Origin of the sequence: Amycolatopsis sp. NPDC051716, assembly GCF_040681595.1 — a bacterium.
Lineage (GTDB): Bacteria > Actinomycetota > Actinomycetes > Mycobacteriales > Pseudonocardiaceae > Amycolatopsis.
The window spans coordinates 149867-165436 of record NZ_JBFAZA010000004.1; the positions used below are offsets into that span (position 1 = coordinate 149867).

At 70.8% G+C, this 15570-nt stretch carries 13 protein-coding genes; 8 read left to right on the plus strand and 5 right to left on the minus strand.

What is annotated here, in order from left to right; all coding sequences use genetic code 11:
• The first annotated feature begins 116 nt into the window (after positions 1 to 116).
• From AB0M30_RS06795 to AB0M30_RS06825, 7 genes are all read left to right on the plus strand, one after another.
• On the plus strand, positions 117 to 2090 hold the full coding sequence (locus AB0M30_RS06795; RefSeq protein WP_364580840.1) for an arabinofuranosyltransferase: 1974 nt from the start codon (positions 117 to 119) through the stop codon (positions 2088 to 2090).
• 604 nt (positions 2091 to 2694) lie between these two features.
• The gene (locus AB0M30_RS06800; protein WP_103341422.1) at positions 2695 to 3480 is read left to right on the plus strand and encodes a TIGR00730 family Rossman fold protein; all 786 of its coding nucleotides are present in this window, start codon (positions 2695 to 2697) and stop codon (positions 3478 to 3480) included.
• Positions 3480 to 4064 carry a TIGR00730 family Rossman fold protein gene (locus tag AB0M30_RS06805; RefSeq protein ID WP_364580842.1) on the plus strand — a complete coding sequence of 195 codons (585 nt, stop codon included), beginning with the start codon at positions 3480 to 3482 and terminating at the stop codon, positions 4062 to 4064. Before AB0M30_RS06800 ends, AB0M30_RS06805 begins: the two co-directional genes overlap by 1 nt.
• Before the next feature lie 569 nt (positions 4065 to 4633).
• A complete protein-coding gene (locus AB0M30_RS06810) occupies positions 4634 to 6271 on the plus strand; it encodes a glycosyltransferase family 4 protein (RefSeq protein ID WP_364580845.1) in 1638 nt (545 codons plus the stop codon).
• A complete protein-coding gene (locus tag AB0M30_RS06815; RefSeq protein WP_364580848.1) occupies positions 6256 to 7167 on the plus strand; it encodes a glycosyltransferase family 2 protein in 912 nt (303 codons plus the stop codon). Before AB0M30_RS06810 ends, AB0M30_RS06815 begins: the two co-directional genes overlap by 16 nt.
• Positions 7168 to 7231: 64 nt before the next feature.
• Entirely contained in the window at positions 7232 to 9175 is a 1944-nt protein-coding gene (locus AB0M30_RS06820) for a hypothetical protein (protein WP_364580851.1), read from the plus strand.
• Positions 9176 to 9585: 410 nt separating this feature from the next.
• Positions 9586 to 10449: a class I SAM-dependent methyltransferase gene (locus tag AB0M30_RS06825; protein ID WP_364580853.1), complete on the plus strand. Its 864-nt coding sequence runs from the start codon at positions 9586 to 9588 to the stop codon at positions 10447 to 10449.
• 3 nt (positions 10450 to 10452) lie between these two features.
• Here AB0M30_RS06825 and AB0M30_RS06830 read toward each other — a convergent pair whose 3' ends face one another.
• Entirely contained in the window at positions 10453 to 11127 is a 675-nt protein-coding gene (locus AB0M30_RS06830) for a lysophospholipid acyltransferase family protein (protein ID WP_364580855.1), read from the minus strand.
• Between the two features lie 51 nt (positions 11128 to 11178).
• On the opposite strand from AB0M30_RS06830, the gene AB0M30_RS06835 reads away from it, so the two are divergent.
• Complete coding sequence (locus AB0M30_RS06835) at positions 11179 to 12081, plus strand: glucosyl-3-phosphoglycerate synthase (protein ID WP_364580858.1); 903 nt, start codon at positions 11179 to 11181, stop codon at positions 12079 to 12081.
• On the opposite strand, the gene cydC is transcribed toward AB0M30_RS06835, so the two are convergent.
• From cydC to cydD, 4 genes are read right to left on the minus strand one after another with little or no spacing between them, the layout of a single operon-like run.
• The gene (gene cydC / locus AB0M30_RS06840) at positions 12017 to 13609 is read right to left on the minus strand and encodes a thiol reductant ABC exporter subunit CydC (RefSeq protein ID WP_364580861.1); all 1593 of its coding nucleotides are present in this window, start codon (positions 13607 to 13609) and stop codon (positions 12017 to 12019) included. The two genes, AB0M30_RS06835 and cydC, sit on opposite strands and share 65 nt — an antisense overlap.
• Positions 13606 to 13812: a hypothetical protein gene (locus AB0M30_RS06845; protein WP_364580864.1), complete on the minus strand. Its 207-nt coding sequence runs from the start codon at positions 13810 to 13812 to the stop codon at positions 13606 to 13608. Before AB0M30_RS06845 ends, cydC begins: the two co-directional genes overlap by 4 nt.
• Positions 13809 to 14015: a hypothetical protein gene (locus AB0M30_RS06850; protein ID WP_364580867.1), complete on the minus strand. Its 207-nt coding sequence runs from the start codon at positions 14013 to 14015 to the stop codon at positions 13809 to 13811. Before AB0M30_RS06850 ends, AB0M30_RS06845 begins: the two co-directional genes overlap by 4 nt.
• Positions 14012 to 15568: a thiol reductant ABC exporter subunit CydD gene (gene cydD / locus AB0M30_RS06855; RefSeq protein ID WP_364580870.1), complete on the minus strand. Its 1557-nt coding sequence runs from the start codon at positions 15566 to 15568 to the stop codon at positions 14012 to 14014. Before cydD ends, AB0M30_RS06850 begins: the two co-directional genes overlap by 4 nt.
• Positions 15569 to 15570: the final 2 nt, after the last annotated feature.

Sequence of the window (15570 nt, forward strand, 5' to 3'; positions counted from 1 at the left end):
TAGGATGGCCGGAGGGCTGGGGGGCTTGGGTCCTCGACGATGCGGCGTCTTCCGGTGCTCCGCATGCTGGCCTGGTTAGCTATTCGACCCTTAGTCGGCCGACCTAGTGACGGGTTATGACTGCGACCAAAGAAGCTTCAACGCGAGCGCCCATCGTCGAACGCGCCGCCGTCGGATTCGACCTTCTGGCCAGTTCGGAAACCGACGAGTCCACCGGGCCGGGGCCGAGGCGGCCCGGCCGCGTCGTCGGCGAGATGATCGCAGCCGCGGTGGTGGCCGGTGTCGTCAGCGTTGCCGTGCAATGGCTGGTATCCCGGCTGCACGTGCCGATGCCGTCTTTCGCGCCACAGGCGGTGATCAGCTTCGCGGTGGCAGTGCTGTCGCTGGCCGGGCTGGCGCTGGCCGTCTTTTCGCGGTTCGCCGTCGGGGGGCGGCTGCTGGCGTGGTCCGGCCTGGCGGCCCTGTGCACAGTGGTGCAGTCCCTGATGCTGCTGGGCACCAAGTACTACCTGGCCGGGATCAACGGCGATCAACTGTTCCGCATCCAGTACTTGACCCGCCTCACCGATACCGCCGGTTTCAACGATTTCGCCTACCCGGACCTGCCCGCCTACTACCCGCGTGGCTGGTTCTGGATCGGCGGCCGCATCGCCGCGCTGCTGCACGTACCGGCATGGGAGTTCTACAAGCCCTATGCCATCGCCACGATGGCGGTGGGCACCGTTCTCGCCTACGTCGCCTGGTGTCTCGTGGTCCGGCCGGCCGCGGCCTTGTTGATCGGCCTGACCATGGCCATGGTCGCGGTCGCCAGCTGGGCGGCCAACGAGCCGTACGCGTGGGTCTTCGGCTCCATGATCACGCCACTGGCGATCGTGGCTTGGCGTTACCTCACCGATCGGTCGCGCAGTGGAACAGCAGGAGCGATTCTGCTGGGGACCACAGTCGGGCTGCTCGGCCTGTTCTATACGCTCCTGATGGTCTTCTTCGTGCTGGTACTCGTCGCTACCGCCGGTGTCGACATGATCATGACGATACGGCGCCGCGAGGGTTCTTGGCGGACTCTTCGCCGGCCGATCGCGCGGTTGGCGATGATCGCCGTGGTGTCGTTGCCATGGCTGGCGTTGCAGTGGATACCTTATCTGGCGGTATCCCTCAAAGACCCGACCGAAGGACGTGGTGCCCTCCACTTCCTGCCGCAGACCGGCGCGGTCTTCCCGGTTCTTTACTACCCGACCAGCTTCTCCGGGATACTGTCCTTGGTCGGCTTGATCTGGGGCTTGTTCCGGCTCCGGGACAGCGTGGTCGCGCGAAGCCTGGTTCTGGTCATCGCCTGCTGCTATGCGTGGTACGGCCTTTCTTTCCTGCTCACCGTGTTCGACTTGACACTGCTGCCGTTCAAGGTCGGCCTCGTGCTGGAGGCGACACTGCTGTGCGCCGGCGTGCTCGGAACCTTGGACTTCGTGCGCTGGGCATGCGGGCGCCTGGCCTCACGGTGGAGAACCGGCACCGTGCTCGTGGTGATCGTGATCTCCATGCTCGGTTTCGTGGGGGCGATGCAGCAGGCTCCGAGTTCGCTTCCCGACCTCACCGCCGACCCGTACAACAGCTACTACCCGTCCGGCGTCACGGCACTGGGACGTCACGATCCAGCCCAAGACGGCGCATGGAACCAAAACCTGCACGACACGGTCGCCCGACTCACCGGGCGAGCCGAAAACCGGCTGACCGTGTTGTCCACGTACCACGAATTCACGGCCTTCTACCCGTATTGGATTTTCGAGGCCAGCAAGGTGCAGTACGCCAACCCCCTCGGCCACTATGACGCGCGGCGATCGGTCATCGAAACCTGGGCTGCCGCGCCCTCGCCGGAAGCGTTGCTCGACCGAATGAGGTCGTCCCGTTTCGGGCACCCCGATGTGTTCGTCCTGCGAACCGCGGCCGACGGACTTCACCTGAGCCTCCTCGAAAACGTCTTTCCCCAGGCGGCCGACAACGTCCCCTACGATGTGGTATTCCCCGCTCGCTTGTTCGCCTCGCCCGCATTCGTGTCGGAACAAGCCGGCCCCTTCACAGTCGTGGCCGTCCGATGAATGATCGCGGTAGGGACCGCTGTTTTTACGCCGCCCTGCTCACCGCCGCACACCAGTAACTCCGGGCACGACCGACGGACTGGGCAACCTCGCCGCCCACGGCGTCGACCACTCCGGCGGAGGTGCGGGTCGACCAAGTCGGCGGCGCGCAAGGCACGTTCACCGTCGTCGACGAACGCGGCCGCACCGGCGCGAGCCTCGGCGCCTGGAACGCGCTACCCGGCGGTGTTCGACCTCGATCCGTCCACTTTGGAGAGATCAGGTACCTGCCGGGTCAAGGCCGCGGCCGCCTCGACCGCAAGCCATCGCACCTGGCCGACCGGACGGCGGCCGTCCACGCGGAACCGAAGTTCGCGGGCGAGGGTGGCGGCAACGGAACTGCACCCTCGGGGCCAACGCCTGGGGCGTCTCGCTCGTGGTCGGGGCCGGCACGACGTTCCCGGCGGGCGCCACGCAGTGCACCCGTCCGTATGAATCCTTCGACGGGCAGGGAAGTCGCTACGCCGGCGACTTGAGTTCATGGCCCGGCAACGAGCCGGTCATCCACTTCACCTCCACCGCGCTTCTCGCATTCTCGCTGGCGGGCAGGCCGTAGCATGGCGTAGTGAGTGAACAGTCTGAATGGCCGGACGGCCAGTACCCCGAACGCCCGGTGGAGCGGCACAAGGGCCCGGTCGTGCTGCGCCGCGACCGCCGTGACCAGGGCAGCACCACCGACCAGCGGCTCCTGGACTCGCGCGGCCCCAGCGACTGGGTGCACACCGACCCGTGGCGCGTGCTGCGGATCCAGGCCGAGTTCGTCGAGGGCTTCGGCGCGCTCGCCGAGGTTCCGCGCGCGGTCACGGTGTTCGGCTCGGCCCGCACCAAGCGCGACGACCCGGAGTACGAGCTGGGCCGCAAGATCGGCGGGGCGCTGGCCAACGCCGGCTTCGCGGTGATGACCGGCGGCGGCCCGGGCGCGATGGAGGCGGTCAACCGCGGCGCGGCCGAGGCCGGCGGCTTCTCCGTCGGGCTCGGCATCGAGCTGCCGTTCGAGCAGGGCCTGAACCCGTGGGTCGACCTCGGTGTCAACTTCCGCTACTTCTTCGCCCGCAAGACGATGTTCATCAAGTATTCGCAGGCCTTCATCTGCCTGCCCGGCGGCTTCGGCACGCTCGACGAGCTGTTCGAGGCGCTGACCCTGGTGCAGACGAAGAAGGTCACGAAGTTCCCGGTGGTGCTGTTCGGCAGCGACTACTGGGGCGGCCTCTACGACTGGATCGCCAAGACCGTGCAGGCCGAGGGCAAGATCAGCCCGCACGACCTGGACCTGCTGCACGTCACCGACGACATCGACGACGCCGTCCGCGTGGTGCAGGAGTCCTACCAGGCGTGGGAGGACACGCACTGATGCGGCGGATCTGTGTCTTCTGCGGGTCGTCGATGGGCTTCTCGCCGCGGTACGCCGAGCAGGCGGCCGCGCTCGGGAAGCTGCTGGCCCAGCGCGGCATCGGCCTGGTCTACGGCGGGGCGAGCGTCGGCACGATGGGCGTGGTCGCCGACGCCGCGCTGGCCGCGGGCGGCGAGGTGATCGGCGTCATCCCGGAGGCGCTTTCCAGCGTCGAGATCGCCCACGCCGGGCTGACCGAGCTGCACGTCGTCGCGGACATGCACGAGCGCAAGGCCAAGATGGCGGCCCTATCCGACGGGTTCGTCGCCTTGCCGGGCGGTGCGGGCACCTTGGAGGAGCTGTTCGAGGTCTGGACGTGGGCCCAGCTCGGCCTGCACGGCAAGCCGATCGGCCTGGTCGACGTCGACGGGTACTACGCGCCCCTGATGACGTTCGCCGACCACATGGTCACCGAGGGCTTCCTCAAGGACGGCTACCGGCAGCTCCTGCTCGCCGACGCCGACCCGGCCGCCTTGCTCGACCGGTTCGAGACGTACGAGCCGCCCGCGCCGCCGAAGTGGGCGAAGGAAGCGCCGGGGATCTGACGGACGCGGCCGGCGTCACCGGCCGCGCCGGAACCGGGGGTTCCCGGCCGGTCGCGGCGGGCGACGTCGGCGGCGGTGATTCGCCGAGGTTGCCGTCGTGTTTCGGCAACGGTGTTGTGCAATTCGTGCGCTTTAAATCTGCGTAAGTTGTCCTGCGGCAACAAAGTGCCCGGCCCCGGGGTCGCGGCCCGCCGGCCGGCGGCGCGCCGGGTCCCGGCGCCCTCGGGCCAAGGCGAGCAACCCGCCCTCGACCTGCGGATGCCGGGGGTGACGGCGCCGGGTGGGCGTGCTCAGGCCCCTGGTTCGCCAGTCGGAAACGAGACGCCGGTCGATTCCGGTAGCATCTCCCTGGTTTGATGAGCTGAAACTCCTGTCACCCTGTGCAACGGGAACCCGCGTGCGGATGGGTGACTTTTGACCCCTATAGTGTGGTTCTGCGTAGCGTCGTCGGGGGTCAGTTCGGCGCTTGCCCGAAGCCGGAGAACCGATTTCGACCAGCTTCGTGGAGCAGCAATGTTTTCGTGGTTGGTCAGAGCTTTCCGAAAGGGAAACAGACTGATGGGGCGGGCGTGACTACCGATTTGCTGGCTGAGACCTTCGAAGTTGTCGAAGACCGTGGGGTGGGTCTCGTCGGGGACGGCGCCCTCGACGAGCGCGAGCGCCGCCTGGTCATCGGCGCCGCCAACTACCACGCCTTGGTGCGACGCGGCGCGACCCTGCGCCTGACCGTCGTCCGGGCACTGCACCAGGGCTACCCGTCGCTGACCGACGAACGCTGCCTGCACATCGGCTGGACCCAGGACCGCGAGTCGGTCGGTTCCGTGGTGGTGCGCAGCCTGGTCGCGCCCGAACCCGGCACGCAGGCTCCGGGCGGGTTCCTGGACCTCGTCGTCGACGTCGGCGGCAAGCCCGTCGTGCAGAACAGCTACCAGCAGCTCAGCGGCCCGGTCGGCCGGGCGAAGAAGCTGCTCCGGTCGCGGGTCCCGTTCCAGTACGACCACCTGCGTCAGCTGCGGACCGACGTCATCGACCGGCGCATGCGCTCCGTGCAGCTGCCGCAGCGGCGGCCGGTCGCCGGCAACGCGAACTACCACCGTGCGGCCACCACTGCCCGGCCGGCCATCATCTTCGGCCTGCACTGGCTCGAGCTGGGCGGCGCGGAGCGCTGGGCGCTGGACTGCATCGAGATCGCCAAGGAAGCCGGATTCGTCCCGATCGTGACCACCGACCGGGAGTCGGCCCACCCGTGGATCACCCGGCCCGAGTTCGACGACGTGGTGTTCATCCCGGTCACCCACCCGATCCGGCTCGGCAACGATGCCGCGTTGTTCAGCGGGCTGTTCACGGCCTTCGACATCCGCGGCATCCACGTGCACCACAACACCTGGCTCTACGACCGGCTGTCGTGGGTGAAGTCGGTTTGGCCGGACGTCCCGGTCGTCGACTCGCAGCACGTCCTGGAGTGGCGGACCGGCGGTTTCGTCGACCACGCCGTCCAGGTGTCGGCGATGATCGACCAGCACCACGTGATCTCCCCGCAGCTGCGGGACTACCTGGTCCACCGGCAGGGCATCGCGGCGGACAAGGTGGTCCTGGCCACGCTCGCGAACGCGACCACCGCCGGGATCACCCCGGACGCCCCCGAAGCCGAGGCGAAGTCCACGCCGTTCACGGTGACCTACATCGGGCGCTTCCACCAGCAGAAGCGGCCGCAGGTCTTCCTGAAGCTCGCCGCCGAGCTCAAGAAGTCCTCGCCGGTCCCGGTGCGGTTCATCGTCCAGGGCGACGGTGAGCTCGCGGACGAGGTGCACACCCTGCGCGGCCGGCTGGGCCTGACCGACGTGCTCGAGGTCCGCGCGGCGGACCACCCGGTCAAGGACACGCTGGCGGAGTCCGACGTCCTGGTCGTCACCTCGGAGAACGAGGGCCTGACCCTGACGACTTTCGAAGCCACGGCCGCCGGCGTCCCGGTGCTTTCGGCCGACGTGGGTTCGCAGGCCTCGGTGGTCCCCGACGGACTGCTGTGCCCGCGGCACCCGTACGCTTTCGTGCGGCAGGCGGCCGAGAAGGTCCGCACCATGATGACGTCGCCGGAGCAGCGCAAGCGCTGGTTCGAAGAACAGGCCGCCAAGAACGAAGCCTTCGCCAAACTGCCCAAGGCGAGCGCCTGGGCCACGGAGCTGTACCAAGGGTGGAAGAAGCAGTGAACAAGGTCGCCGCGGTCGTCGTCACCTACAACCGCAAGGACAAGCTCCGCAAGGTGCTCGACCACATCCTGGCCCAGAGCCAGGCTCCCGAATGGGTCGTGGTCGTCGACAACGCGTCGAACGACGGCACCGACGCGCTGCTGGCGTCGTACGCGACCGACCCGCGGGTCACCGTGCTGAGCCTGACCGAGAACACCGGCGGCGCCGGCGGCTTCTCGGCGGGCATGGCCAAGGGGTACGAGCTGGGCGCCGACTTTCTCTGGATCATGGACGACGACTGCTATCCGCAGCCGGACGCGCTCGAAGAGATGGTCAACGGGCTCGACAAGGCCGAGCAGACCCTCGGCCACCAGATGCCCTTCGCCTGCTCGGTGGTGAAGTGGACCGACGGCGGCATCTGCGAGATGAACAACCCCGGCACGACCTGGGACTGGGGGCGGCTGCTCTCGCTCGGGCAGCAGGCGGTGCTCGTCAACCACTGCTCGTTCGTGTCCGTGCTGATCCCGCGCTGGACCCTGACCCGCTTCGGGCTGCCGCTGACCGACTACTTCATCTGGTTCGACGACATGGAGTACACCCTGCGCGTCGCCAAGGCCGCGCCCGGCGTCCAGGTGCTGACCAGCGTCGTCGTGCACGACCTCCCGGAGAACCGGGGGGTGAACTTCGGGCAGATCAACCACCAGAACGTGTGGAAGTACGAGTACGGCGCCCGCAACGAGCTCTCCTTCCGGCTGCACCACGAAAGCCCGTTCGCCGCCGTCGGGTTCGCCCTCCGCGTGCTCCGTGGCATGGCGGAGGGGCACGTTTCCCGCTCGCTGCGGCTGCGGATCGTGAAGGCCCTGGTGCGCGGTGTGAAGTTCGACCCGAAGCCGAAGTTCCCGCGCTCGGTGCTCTGAAAACCAGCTTGGATCCGCGACCGCGACTCCTGTCGCGGGGTGTGCCGCCGTCAGGAGAAGTGCGATGAAAGACGTGGTCAAGGACCCCGAGCTGGTGGCCGACCGGGAAACCGGACCGGCCGCCGGGGAAGCCGCCGAGAGCACCGGGACAACCGGGCCGCGGAAGCTCCGTGACCGGTTCCGCGCCTGGCGTCTCCTGGTCGAGGCCCCGTCCCGGGCGACGCTCCTGATCAGCGGGCTGCTCACGATCGTCACCTGGGAGATGCCGGCGTTCTCGCCCATCGAGCCCAAGGGCGACTACGACTACGGGCTCGCCATCGCGATGGCGCGGACCCTCGGCCTGAGCTTCGGCGACCGGATCGCGACGACCTACGGGCCGCTGTACTTCCTGGCGATCCCGTCGACCACCGTCCGGGCCGAGGTGCTCGTCGGGTTCCTCTTCTGGTTCGTGTTCGTCACCGGCTGCCTCGCCGCGTGCTTCCAGGCCTTCCAGGGCCGGATCGGCACCCGGTGGGCGTGGGTGGCGTGCGCCGCGATCGCGCTGAGCTTCAGCATCGTGCCGCTGACCAGCGTCATCACCGCCACCCCCGGCTTCTTCGCGGTGCTGGCGATCTGCCACGTCCTCGGCCTGCTGCCGAAGTGGGCGGAACGGGCCTTCCCGATCGTGGCGGGCCTGGTGGTCGCGGCCATGCTGCTGACCAAGTTCTCGGTCGGGCTGATGTGCGGCCCAATCGCGCTGGGCGCGGTGCTCGTCCGGCCGGGGCGGCGGCTGCGGGAGTTCCTCGAGTACGCCGTGTCGGGCGTGGCCGGCCTGGTCCTGCTGTGGATCGCCGCCGGTCAGCCGCCCACCCAGGTGGTGCAGTACGTCGTCCGCGCGCTCTCGGTCGGCAGCGGGCACGCGCAGTCGATGGGCCTGGAGCTCACCAGCACCGCGTGGGAGTACGTGGTCGTCATCGCCGTGACGATCGTGCTCGCCGTCGCCGTGGCCAGGATCAAGATGGACGGCCTGCGCTGGCCGCTGTGGCTGGGCTTGCTCCTCGGCACGTGGCTGATGTTCAAGCAGGGCTTCGTGCGGCACGACTCGCACTCCGCGCAGTACCTGGCCTTCGTGTTCGCCATCGGGGTGCTGGTCGCCGTGCTGCGGCGCAGCGCGGTGCTGGCCGCGGTCGCGGCGGTCGCGCTGCTGGCCCAGGCGGCCGCCTTCGGTGGCGGGCTGTGGGTCGTCGATCCCGGCAAGTCGCTGCGGACGTTCGCCGACGGTGCCACGATCGTCGCGTCCGGGACCCACCGGAACGACGTCCAGGAGGAGGCGCGGGCCGGGCTGCGGAAGCGGACCGACATCCCGCAGCGGTTCCTGACCCGGATCGGGAAGGGCTCGGTCCGGACCGAGCCGTTCGACCAGGCCATCGCCTGGACCTACGGGCTGACCCCGGCGATCCTGCCGACGCTGCTGAACTACGGCGCGTACACCGAGCTGCTCGACAAGATGAACGAGTCCTGGATCGCCGACGACGTCAACGGGCCCCGGTTCATCGTCCGGGAGCAAACCAGGATCACCCTCGACAGCCGGTTCTCGCTCTGGGACCCGCCGCGGACCGAGCTCGCCGAGGCCTGCCGGTACACCCTGGTGGACTCCACGGACAAGTGGCAGCTGCTCGAGCGCGGCCCGAACCGGTGCGGCGCCGAGCGGGAGCTGTCCAGCACGCAGGTGGCCGCCGGGCAGTCGATTCCGGTGCCGGCGGCCGCCGACGGCGTGGTCGTCGCCCGGGTGTACCCGGAGCAGTCGCTGCCCGGGCGCGTGTGGGGGTTCCTCTTCAAGCCGCGCGACCTGATGGTCGGCCTCGACGGCGAGTCGTTCAGACTGCCCTGGACGCACGGTGACGCGCCGCTGATGGTCTCCGCGCCGCAGGATCCGTCCCTCGCGCTGACCGGGCGGCCGCTGGACGCGAAGACACTGACGATGAACGCACCGGGACGTGTGGTGTTCTCCGTCGTCAGCAAGAAGTGACCCGAGCCGGGTCGCGGCTCGAGAGAGCACACCCCCCGGACGCGGAGGAACCCCGGCGGTGGATCCGGACAACGGCCGCATACTGACGGCGCTCCCGGCGGGGGCGCCACCGGTGGCCGGAGTCCGGTGCGGGGCGGCACGGCCTCTGTGGTTCACTGGCTGTCCCTCGATTTGGCACACAAGGTGATTCCCACGAAGAACGTCATCCCCGATGACCCGTCCGGGTGGCAGAGCCGGCGGTCGCGGCTTACCGTGCTCGTGGCGATCGGGCCGGCGGTGCCGAGTCCCCACCTGGTCCACCGGTTCGCCGAAGAGCCCTGTCGCCGGATCATGCGGACCCTGCTGCCCTCCTCGATGAAGGTCTGAGCGTCGCGGGCCGAGCCCTGGACGCGGATCGGAAGGACATTGCCATGCGCGACCTCATCCGCCGGAGCCTGCGGGCCGACCGGCTTCGCCGTTCTCTGCGTGACAAGGTCGCGCGGGCGGTCGAAGAAGCGGTCGGGCGGCACTTCGCGGAGCAGTCCGCCAAGCTGGACGACCTGAGCCGCGAGGTCGCCGAGCTGCGGCGGCAGGTGCCGGCCGAGACCGCCGGCCAGGCCGGGCGGGTGATCGAGCGGCTGCTCGAGCAGATCGGTCACGTCGAGCACCGCGTCCGCCGTGACCTGGAGTTCGCGGGGGAAGCCGAGGCCGCGCAGCGCAGTGCCGCGTTCGTCCGGGACCACATGCGCGCCGCCCGGCCGTTCCCGTCGCCGCACAGCACGCTGGAACACGGCCTGTCGCTCGCCCCCGAAGGCGGCTTGGCGCTCGAGTTCGGCGTGTACTCGGGCACCACGCTGAAGATCATCGCGAACGCCCGTGGCGGCGAGTCGGTGTACGGCTTCGATTCGTTCGAGGGCCTGCCGGAAACCTGGCGCTCGGGCTACCCGGCGGGGACGTTCGACATGGACAGCCTGCCCGACGTGCCGGGTGCGGAGCTGGTCGTCGGCTGGTTCGACGACGTGCTCCCCGGCTTCCTCGAGGCGCACCCCGGTCCGGTCGACCTGCTGCACGTGGACTGCGACCTGTACTCCTCGACGAAGACCGTCCTCGAACTGGTCGGCCCGCGCCTGCGGCCGGGGTCGATCGTGGTGTTCGACGAGTACTTCAACTACACCGGCTGGCAGGAGCACGAGCACCGGGCGTGGCTGGAGCACGTCGAGGCGACCGGGCTGAAGTTCGAGTACCTGGCGTACACGGTCGACCACGAGCAGGTCGTCGTGCAGATCGTCGGCTGAGGCTCAGGCCACGCCTTCGCTCGGGCGCTTGTGGTAGGTGTCGACGTATTCCTGGCCGGAGAGCTCCAGGATCGCGTACATGACCTCGTCGGTGACCGACCGGCGGATCGCCGGCGCGTAGTCCTGGCCTTCGTAGCGCGAGAAGTCCAGGGGTTTGCCGAAGGTGATGCCGATCTTCGCCCGGCGCGGGATGCGGGCACCCTTCGGCTGGAGCTGCTCGGTGCCGGTCAGCGCGACCGGCACCACCTTCGCGCCGGTCGCCAGGGCCAGCGCCCCGACGCCGGTGTGGCCGCGGTGCAGCCGGCCGTCCAGTGACCGGGTGCCCTCGGGGTAGATCGCGAAGACGCCGCCCGCGTCGAGCACCTTGCGGGCGGCCTCCAGGGCCGCGAGCCCGGCTTGGGCGTTGCCGCGCTCGACCGGGACGTAGCCGAGGCCGCCGAGGAACCCGGCCAGCGCCTTGCCCTTGAGGCCCTTGCCGACGAAGTACTCCGCCTTGCCGAGGAACTTGACCTGCCGCGGGGTCGCGAAGGTGATCACGCCGGTGTCGAGGGCGGCGCGGTGGTTGGCCGCCAGGAGCACCGGGCCGCTGAGCGGCACGTTCTCCACGCCGTGGACCTCGGGCCGGTACACCGCCCTGACGAGCGGTCCCAGCACGAACCGGACAAGCAGCGCGATCAAGTGGTCCTCCTCTTCGGTGGCGGTGCCCCCAGCATGGCACGATCGTTACTCGTGAGTTGGTTCGAGCGGCGTACGTGGCAGGAGCCCGGGTGGACGCCCGCGGACATCGTGGCCGCGAAGGGTGACCGGACGGTGTCGGTGGTGCTACCGGCACTGGACGAAGAGCGGACCGTGGGTGACGTCGTCGCGTCGGTCCGCCCGCTCGTCGGCTCGGTCGTCGACGAGCTGATCGTCATGGACTCGGGTTCCACGGACGCGACCGCCGAAACCGCCGAGGCCGCCGGGGCGCGGGTGGTCCGCCGCGAGGACGTCCTGCCGGACCTGCCGCCGGTGCCGGGCAAGGGCGAGGTGCTGTGGCGTTCGCTGGCCGCGACCAGCGGCGACCTCGTCGTCTTCCTCGACTCCGACCTGGTCGACCCGGACCCGGCGTTCGTGCCGTCGCTGCTCGGGCCGCTGGTCGCCGAACGCGGTGTCCACCTGGTCAAGGGCTTCTACCGCCGTCCGCTGCGGCTGGAGAGCACCGGTGGCGGGCGCGTCACCGAGCTCCTGGCGCGGCCGGTGCTCTCGGCGTTGCGGCCCGCGCTCGGCGGGCTGATCCAGCCGCTCGGCGGCGAGTACGCGGGCACGCGCGAGTTCCTCGAGTCGGTGCCGTTCGCCGCCGGCTACGGCGTCGAAATCGGGCTGCTGCTCGACGCCGAGGCGCGGTACGGCCTCGACGGGCTCGCGCAGGTCAACCTGGGCGTCCGCAAGCACCGGAACCGCTCGCTGCGCCAGCTCGGGGTGATGTCCCGCCAGATCCTCGGCACGGCCCTGGACCGCTGCGGCGTCCCGGCCGCGGACGCGCCCTTCACGCAGTTCGTGCCGGTGGACGGGGAGTGGCTGCCGGACGTCACGGACGTCCGCGTCGCCGACCGGCCGCCGATGCGGGAAGTGCTCGCCCGTCCTCGAGGGTGATGACCTCGTCGAAGCCGTCCAGGTGCTCGGGCCGGTGGGTGGCGAGGACCACGCTGCCGGTCGCCTTCGCGAGGACGCGCTTCAGAACGGCGTCTCCGTGGGCGGGATCGAGGCCTTCGACGGGCTCGTCGAGCACGAGCACCGCCGGCGCGGCCAGGACGGCTCGGGCGAGGACCAGCCGCTGGCGTTGACCGCCGGACAGCGCGGCGCCGTCCGGGCCGGTTTCGCGGTCGAGGGCCAGGTCGAACCCGGCGGTTTCGCAGGCGGCCGCCAGTTCCTCGTCGGTCGCGTCCGGGTCGGCGAGCAGGAGGTTCTCGCGGACGGTCGTGTGGAAGACGTGGGCGTCGGCCTCGGCGCCGGAGATGATCTTCGGCAGGGCGGCGTACTCGCCGAGCGGGAAGCCGTCGAGGGTCACCCGGCCTTCGGTGGGGGCCTGGCTGCCGAGCAGGAGGCGCAGCAGGGTCGTCTTCCCGGCACCGCTGGGGCCGAGGATCCCGACGCGCTTGCCGGGCGGCAGGTCGAGGTCGACGTCCTGGAGGGCGGGGGCCCGCCCGGGGTGGCGCACGCCGGCTTTCTCCAGCCGGAAGTGGCCGTCCCGGGCGATGCGGGTCCCTTCCGGGACGGCGGGTTCGTCCAGGACGGCGCGCACCCGGGAGGCGGCGGCGCGGATCTCCGGAACCCGCCGGGCGGCCCCGATCAGCGGGAGTACGACCTCGAAAGCCGTCACGGCGGCGAGGGTGAGCGCGGCGGTCCAGGGCACGGAGGCCCGGCAGAGCACCGCGACGCCGACGGCGGTGACCAGCTGGACGAGCACCCCGGCGCCGGTGAGCAGGGCGGTCCTGCCGGAGGCCGCCCGCTCACCGGCGGTGATCCGGTGGACGACGTCCGCGGCGCTCCGCTGGTGTGCTTCGAACGCCCCGGCGGCGAGGAGTTCCCGGTGCCCGGTGACGAGCTCGACGGCCCGTTCGGCGAGTTCGGCCCGGTCCGGGGCGCTTTCCCGGGCGGCATCGGCGGTGCGGCGGATGACCAGCCACGGGAGGAGGACCCCGGCGGCGAGCAGCCCGCCGGCGAGCGTTCCGGCGGCCGGCATCGACGCGCCGGCGGTGACGGCGACCGCGGCGGCGCCCACGATCGCGGCAACCCCGGCGGGCAGGAACCACCGCAGGACGGCGTCCTGCAGAGCGTCCACATCGGACACGAGCCGGGTGACGAGGTCGCCGCCGGAGTACCGGGTGCCGGGCACGAGGGCCTGGTAGACCCGGGTCCGCAGCGAGCCGAGCCACCGGAGGACGACATCGTGCCCGGCGAGCCGTTCGGCGTACCGCAGACCACCCCGCAGGAGGGCAAGGGCACGGACGGCGACGATGGCGACGGTGAGCGCGGCGAGCGGTGGTCGTTCGGCGGCGCGGAGCAGTAGCCAGGCGGCGGTGGCCATGAGTGCGAGGGTGGCGAGTTCGGTGGTGGCGCCGAGGAGAGCCGCGCGGAGGAGGCGGTTCAGGTCTTTGGTGGAGAGGGCCCAGGTGTTCACGCGGGCACCTCCGAGCGGACCCGGCCGTCGCGGGGGAGGGCGAGGGCGCAGAGGGCGGCGAGCGGTGGTCGTTCGGCGGCGCGGAGCAGCAGCCAGGCGGCGGTGGCCATGAGTGCGAGGGCGGCGAGTTCGGTGGTGGCGCCGAGGAGGGCCGCGCGGAGGAGGCGGGTCAGGTCTTTGGTGGAGAGGGCCCAGGTGTTCACGCGGCCACCTCCGAGCGGACCCGGCCGTCGCGGGGGAGGGCGAGGGTGCAGAGGGCGGCGAGTGGGGGTTGTTCGGCGGCGCGGAGTAGCAGCCAGGCGGCGGTGGCCATGAGTGCGAGGGCGGCGAGTTCGGTGGTGGCGCCGAGGAGGGCGGCGCGGAGGAGGCGGGTGAGGTCTTTGGTGGAGAGGGCCCAGAGGTTCACGCGGCCACCTCCGAGCGGACCCGGCCGTCGCGGAGTTCGATCACCCGGTCCGCCAGCGAGACCATCGCCGGGCGGTGGGCCACCAGCACCGCCGTCCGGCCCGGCAGCAACCGGCGGGTGGCCGACAGGACGGCGTCCTCGGTCCGGGAATCCAGCCGGGCGGTCGGCTCGTCCAGCAGGACCAGCCCCGCCGAGGTTCGCGCCAGCGCGCGGGCCAAGCCGACCCGCTGCCGCTGTCCCGCCGACAGCACTTCGCCCAGTTCGCCCACCGGCGTCTCGAACCCTTGCGGCAACCCGGCCGCCACGGCGTCCAGCGCCGCCGCGCGGGCCGCGGACGGGACGTCCGCCGACGGCAGGCCCAGGGCGATGTTCGAAGCCAGCGGGCCCCGGAACAACGTCGGCCGCTGCGGGACCCAGGCGACGTCGGCCAGCCACGATGCCGGTGCCAGCGACCGCAGGTCCACCCCGTCCACCAGCACCCGGCCCGAAGCCGGCGGCACGAAGCCCAGCAGCACCGCCAGCAGCGTGCTCTTGCCCGACCCGCTCGGCCCCACCACCGCGAGCCGCGCTCCGGCGGGCAGCGTCAAGTCCACTTCGGACAACGCGGGAACACCGCCGTAGGAAACCGAGACCCGCTCCAAGACCAGGGAAGGCGCACCCCGCCGCCGCGTGGAAACCGCGGAACGCGGCGAAACCACCGGCCCGGACAACGCCTCCCGCAAGGCCGTCAGCCCCTCCGCCGCCGCGTGGAACTTCGCGCCCGCCGCCCGCAGCGGCAGGTACGCCTCCGGCGTCAGCAGCAGGATCAGCAACGCGGTCCGCGCGTCCAGCCCGCCCGCGAGCAGCCGGAACCCGATCGGCACCGCGACCAGCGCGACCGACAGCGTCGCCACCAGCTCCAGCACCAGCGCCGAAAGGAACGCCACCCGCAGCGTCTTCATGGTCGCGTCCGCGTGGGCGGCCGCCATGGAACGGACCGTCGAAGCCTGCGCGGCCGCCCGGCCGAACACCTTCAACGTCCCGAGCCCGCGGACGACGTCCAGGAAGTGCCCGCCCAGCTTCGTCAGCAGCTCCCACTGGACGGCCGCCTTCGCCTGCTTCCCGATCAGGACGCCGAACACCGGGATCAGCGGCAAGGTGACGACCACGACGAGCGCGGAGACCAGGTCCGCGGTGACCAGCCGCACGATCACCGCGGCCGGCACCACCACCGACACGACCAGCGACGGCAGGTACCCGGTCAGGTAGCTGTCCGTGGCGTCGACACCGCGCGTGACCTGGGTCGCGACGACGCCCGCACGGTCCGAAGCGGACCTGAGCAACCGCCGCCGCAGCGCAGCGCGGACCGACGCCGCGAACCGTCCACTGAGGACACCGTGACCCCAGGTGAGCCCGGCTCGGGCCGCGATGGCGACGATCAGGACCAGGGAAACCCCGCCGCCGGTGAGCAGCGTGGCCAGCCCTTCGGCTTGGAGGAGCACGGAAAACGCGGTGAGCACGCCGAGCAGGCTCAGCGCGCCGAGGTATCGCCGGAGTCCGGGTAGTGCAGGCACGA

What these genes read in the sequence shown, in the direction of transcription:
- AB0M30_RS06795 (WP_364580840.1), top strand. Translation starts at nt 117, where the DNA reads ATGACTGCGACCAAAGAAGCTTCAACGCGAGCGCCCATCGTCGAACGC.
- AB0M30_RS06820 (WP_364580851.1), top strand. Translation starts at nt 7,232, where the DNA reads ATGAAAGACGTGGTCAAGGACCCCGAGCTGGTGGCCGACCGGGAAACC.
- AB0M30_RS06825 (WP_364580853.1), top strand. Translation starts at nt 9,586, where the DNA reads ATGCGCGACCTCATCCGCCGGAGCCTGCGGGCCGACCGGCTTCGCCGT.
- AB0M30_RS06805 (WP_364580842.1), top strand. Translation starts at nt 3,480, where the DNA reads ATGCGGCGGATCTGTGTCTTCTGCGGGTCGTCGATGGGCTTCTCGCCG.